Genomic DNA, 4,511 nt, shown 5'->3' on the forward strand with positions numbered 1-4,511 from the left:
GTTGCCACGGTTGGCACGGCCGGTGCCGGTGCCGGTGCCGGTGCCGGTGGTGTCGGTGCCGGCCAGCAGCGCCTGCTGCTTCTCGGCCTCCATGAACGGTTCCAGGTAGGCGACCGAGCGCTTCATCACCCGGGCGCTCTTGACCACCTGCGGCAGGAACATCTTCCCCGACCCGAAGAGGTCGCCGACGATCTTCATGCCGTCCATGAGTGGTCCCTCGATCACGTCGAGGGGGCGGGCCGCCCGCGCCCGGGCCTCCTCCGTGTCGGACTCGATGAAGTCGACGATGCCGTGCACGAGCGCGTGCGCCAAGCGCTCCTCGACCGGCGCCTCGCGCCAGGACAGGTCCACCGTGCGCTTCGTGCCGCTCCCGCTCCCGCTCACGGTCTCGGCGAACGCGACGAGTCGGTCGGTGGCGTCGTCGCGCCGGTCGAAGAGCACGTCCTCGACGAGTTCGAGCAGGTCGGCGGGGATGTCCTGGTAGACGGCGAGCTGGCCGGCGTTGACGATGCCCATGTCGAGCCCGGCGCGCACGGCGTGGAAGAGGAACGCCGAGTGCATCGCCTCGCGGACGATGTCGTTGCCGCGGAAGGAGAACGACAGGTTCGAGATGCCGCCGCTGGTCCGCGCTCCCGGGCAGTGCTGCTTGATCAGCGGCAACGCGTCGAGGAACGCCTTCGCGTAGCCGTTGTGCTCGGCGATGCCGGTGGCGACGGCGAGCACGTTCGGGTCGAACACGATGTCCTCGGCCGGGAAGCCGACCCGCTGGGTAAGCAGGTCGTAGGCGCGGGCGCAGATCGCCACCTTGCGTTCGGCGGTGTCGGCCTGGCCCCGCTCGTCGAAGGCCATCACGACCACGCCGGCGCCGTAGTCGCGGATGCGCCGGGCCTGCTCCAGGAAGGGCTCCTCGCCCTCCTTGAGGCTGATCGAGTTGACGACGCCCTTGCCCTGCACGCAGCGCAGCCCGGCCTCCAGCACACTCCACCGCGAGCTGTCGACCATGATGGGCAGGCGGGCCGCCTCCGGCTCGGTGGCGAGCAGGTTCAGGAACGTGGTCATCGCCCGCTCGCTGTCGAGCAGGTCGGCGTCCATGTTGACGTCGAGCAGATTGGCCCCGCCGCGCACCTGCTCCAGGGCGACGTCCACGGCGGCCTGGTAGTCGTCGGCCTCGATCAGCCGCCGGAACCGCGCCGAACCGGTGACGTTGGTGCGCTCCCCGATCATGACGAAGCCGGTGTCCTCGCCGATCTCGAACGGCTCCAGCCCGCTGAAGCGGGTGCGCGCCGGCGGTGTCGGAACCGGGCGCGGCGGCGCACCGCCGACGGCGGCGGCGATCCGCGCGATGTGCGCCGGCGTCGTCCCGCAGCAGCCGCCGACGATGTTGACCAGGCCCGCGGCGGCGAATTCGCCGATCAACTGGCCGGCTTCGTCCGGGGTCTGGTCGTAGCCGCCGAAGGCGTTCGGCAGGCCGGCGTTGGGATGGCAGGCCGTGAACGTGCCGGCGAGCCGGGCGAGCTCGGCGACGTGCGGGCGCATCTCCTCGGCGCCGAGCGAGCAGTTCACCCCGACGACCAGCGGATGCGCGTGGGCGATGGAGCTCCAGAACGCCTCGACGGTCTGCCCCGACAGCGTCCGCCCGGACAGGTCGACGATCGTTACCGAGATCCACAGCGGCAGCCGCGGGGCGACCTCGCGGGCGGCGGCGATCGCGGCCTTCGCGTTGAGCGTGTCGAAGATCGTCTCGATGAGCAGCAGGTCGACCCCGCCGTCCGCCAACGCCTGGATCTGCTCGGCGTAGGCGGCCCGGACCCCGTCGAAGGTCACCGCCCGGTACGCCGGGTCCTCCACTCGCGGGGACAGCGAGAGCGTGACGTTCAATGGGCCGATCGAACCGGCGACGAACCGCCGCCCCCCGGTCTGCCGGGCGGCCTCGTCCGCGGCCTGGCGGGCCAGCCGCGCGCCCCGCAGGTTCATCTCCCGCACCAGCGACTGCAGCCCGTAGTCCGCCTGGCCGATGCTCGTCGCGGTGAACGTGTTCGTCGTGGTGATGTCCGCGCCGGCCGCGAGATACTGCCGGTGCACGTCGAGGATCACGTCCGGACGGGTCAGGTTCAGCAGGTCCGGGTCGCCGGCGAGGTCCTTCGGGTGGTCGCGGAACCGCTCCGTGCGGTAGTCGGCCGGGGTGAGCCCGGCGTTCTGCAGCATCGTGCCCCAAGCCCCGTCGAGCACGACGACCCGCTGGGCCAGCAGCTCCCGGAGCTCCCGCTCGCCGGCCCCGACCGCACCGTCATGGACGGCCACCTCGTCGACCGACCTGGACCCTGCCATCAGACCACCTCCCGGTTATGGGAGGCGCCCTTACTGAACGGTGCGGGCCGAGCGTGGCGGACCTGGGCCCGTTGCAGCGCCTCTCGACCTGTGAGTGACGATACCGTGCCATCGTGATCACTTCACGCCGGCTCGAGCGTTTCGCTGTCGCTGTCGCTTGAGAGTCGTATGCTACCCGGGCGGGACACCGGTCCGCGCCGCGCATGAGCTCATCCGGACCTGGCAGAGACCTGGCAGAGGTGTCGGCATACAGCGCACGGATCTGGGCGTCGCTCGGATGGTGGCCCGTGCCCGGGAAACCGACCATCCAACCGGCGACAAGCACCGCGTGGTCCAGTACGTCGTCATCCGTGATCATCTGGTTGACCAGCCCGAGCTCGGCCGCCTCGGTGGCGCTGACGGCGTGGCCGGACAGCAGGAAGTCCGAGACCCGGGCGGTGCCCATGATCTGGGGAAGATGCCAGGACAGACCGTATTCGACGGCCAGGCTGAGGCGGGAGAAGCCGGAGCCGACGAAGGCGGAGGCCGCGATGAACCGGACCTCCGGGTCGGCGTCCGCGGCACACAGGGCCTGCGCCTAGGCGGTGGCCATCGGCAGGGTGAACGCGCTCATGACCTCGGGCCGGTTCAGGGTGGCGACGGCGACCCCGTCATCGGACCCGGGTCAGAACGGGATCGGCAACGGCGGTCTGGATCGACTCCGTGCTGCTGCGCACCTTTCGCTCGGTTCCCGCGAGGTCGGCGGCGTGCCTGGCGTTCCCGGGTGCGCCCCGGCGTGCCGTCGCGCCCGCCGCGTGGACTCCGCGGATCTCATGCCGATATCGCGTCTCCATAGCGGATCGCGAGTGATCGGGTGCGTGGACTGTTGGGCAAGAATCCTGGGCTCCCGGCCCTTCGAGTGGTCCCGGTGTCGTGTAGCATGACCTCCAGATCCGGACAGGGCTCGTGGCTGGCACCTGGAGGGCGACAACTGAAGATCGATCTAGAGCATGGTCCCGTGGTGAAGCCTGGAGTTCACGCCGCCCTGTCAAGGCGGAGGTCGCGGGTTCGAATCCCGTCGGGACCGCGTTCGTATGGCTAACAGTGCGCTGTGGCTTATGCGAGAGTCGCACTACCCGGGGCAGGTAGCTCAGTCGGTACGAGCGTCCGCCTGAAAAGCGGAAGGTCGGCGGTTCGACCCCGCCCCTGCCCACCACCGCTGACCTGCGGTTTCGTCATAGAGATGATCTCCCTTGGCTCGTTTGAAGATCGTTATATGGCAGTGGATGTGGCAACGGCCGTGGAACTCCACGGCCGTTCTCGTTTACTGCCACATGGGACATCATCCCAGCCGGTCACCCAGTTTGGTAAGCGCTGCGCGCTTCTCGTCCAGGGAGACGTGCGCGTAGATCGTCATGGTGACGTCGATCGCGGAGTGGCCGGCGATGTCCCGGACGATGTGCGGGGGCACTCCCGCGTCGAGACCGGTAGAGCGCAATCATCAGCAGAGAGATGAGGTCCTCGTTCGTGGGCGCCAGCCGGCTGAGCGCAGTCAGTTCCGGGACCAGGTCGTGATGGAGGCCGAGCCGTAGGTCCGCCGTGATCCGCTCGGTCAGCACCGCCATCCGCTCCTCGTCCAGGGTCGCCAGTTCGGCGCTCAGCAGCGGGCCGGCCGGAACATCGACCAGAGCCGGCGTCCGCCAGATCTCAAGCGCCGCCCGATAGCGGGCCGCGCCCGCGCGGTGGTGGCCTCGGCTCGTGAGCATCCGGGCGTGCCGGGCGGTCGCTCGGAACCTACCGAGATCCAGTTCATCCGGCCCCAGCTGGATCTCGTATCCCGACTCGTGCGTCACCAGCCGGTGTTGGCGGCGGCCGGACCTCAGCGGGCGGCCATCGCACATCGCGCGGCGTAGCTGCATGACATAGGTGTGTATGGCGGCGACGGCACTCGAGGGCGGTCGTCCGTCCCAGAGCTCCTCCAGGAGGTTCTGGACCGGAACAATGCGATTCGCGCGGAGAAAAAGCAGCGCGAGGATCTGGCGCTGCTTCGGAGCGCTGGGGACGCGGCGGAATCAAGCGGTCATGGCGACACATGCTTTGCCAGCAGATCGTTGAGGACTTCGACGGGTGTCGCCCAGTCCAACGTCTTGCGTGGCCTTCCGTTCAGCTGTGCGGCTACCTTATCGAGTTCGTCCTGGGGTAAG

At 69.3% G+C, this 4,511-nt stretch carries 2 protein-coding genes, 2 tRNA genes and 2 pseudogenes; 2 read left to right on the plus strand and 4 right to left on the minus strand.

Annotated elements, in window-relative coordinates:
• Positions 1–2,328, minus strand: a 2,328-nt coding sequence (gene metH, locus AC08ON_RS08260) for a methionine synthase (protein ID WP_476616731.1), incomplete at its 3' end; no start/stop codon positions are given.
• A complete protein-coding gene (locus AC08ON_RS08265) occupies positions 2,288–2,896 on the minus strand; it encodes an enoyl-CoA hydratase-related protein (RefSeq protein WP_442856395.1) in 609 nt (202 codons plus the stop codon). The genes metH and AC08ON_RS08265, both read right to left, overlap by 41 nt.
• A gap of 423 nt (positions 2,897–3,319) precedes the next feature.
• Here AC08ON_RS08265 and AC08ON_RS08270 point away from each other — a divergent pair.
• A tRNA-Asp gene (locus AC08ON_RS08270) sits at positions 3,320–3,394 on the plus strand.
• Between the two features lie 52 nt (positions 3,395–3,446).
• Positions 3,447–3,523, plus strand: a tRNA-Phe gene (locus tag AC08ON_RS08275).
• 126 nt (positions 3,524–3,649) lie between these two features.
• Here AC08ON_RS08275 and AC08ON_RS08280 read toward each other — a convergent pair.
• Positions 3,650–3,790 (minus strand): annotated as a pseudogene (locus AC08ON_RS08280) (site-specific integrase); the annotation flags it as partial.
• A gap of 46 nt (positions 3,791–3,836) precedes the next feature.
• Positions 3,837–4,358, minus strand: a pseudogene (locus tag AC08ON_RS08285) (AfsR/SARP family transcriptional regulator); the annotation flags it as partial.
• Positions 4,359–4,511 lie beyond the last annotated feature (153 nt).

The sequence above is a fragment of the Frankia sp. CoWAU3 genome (genome assembly GCF_977971855.1).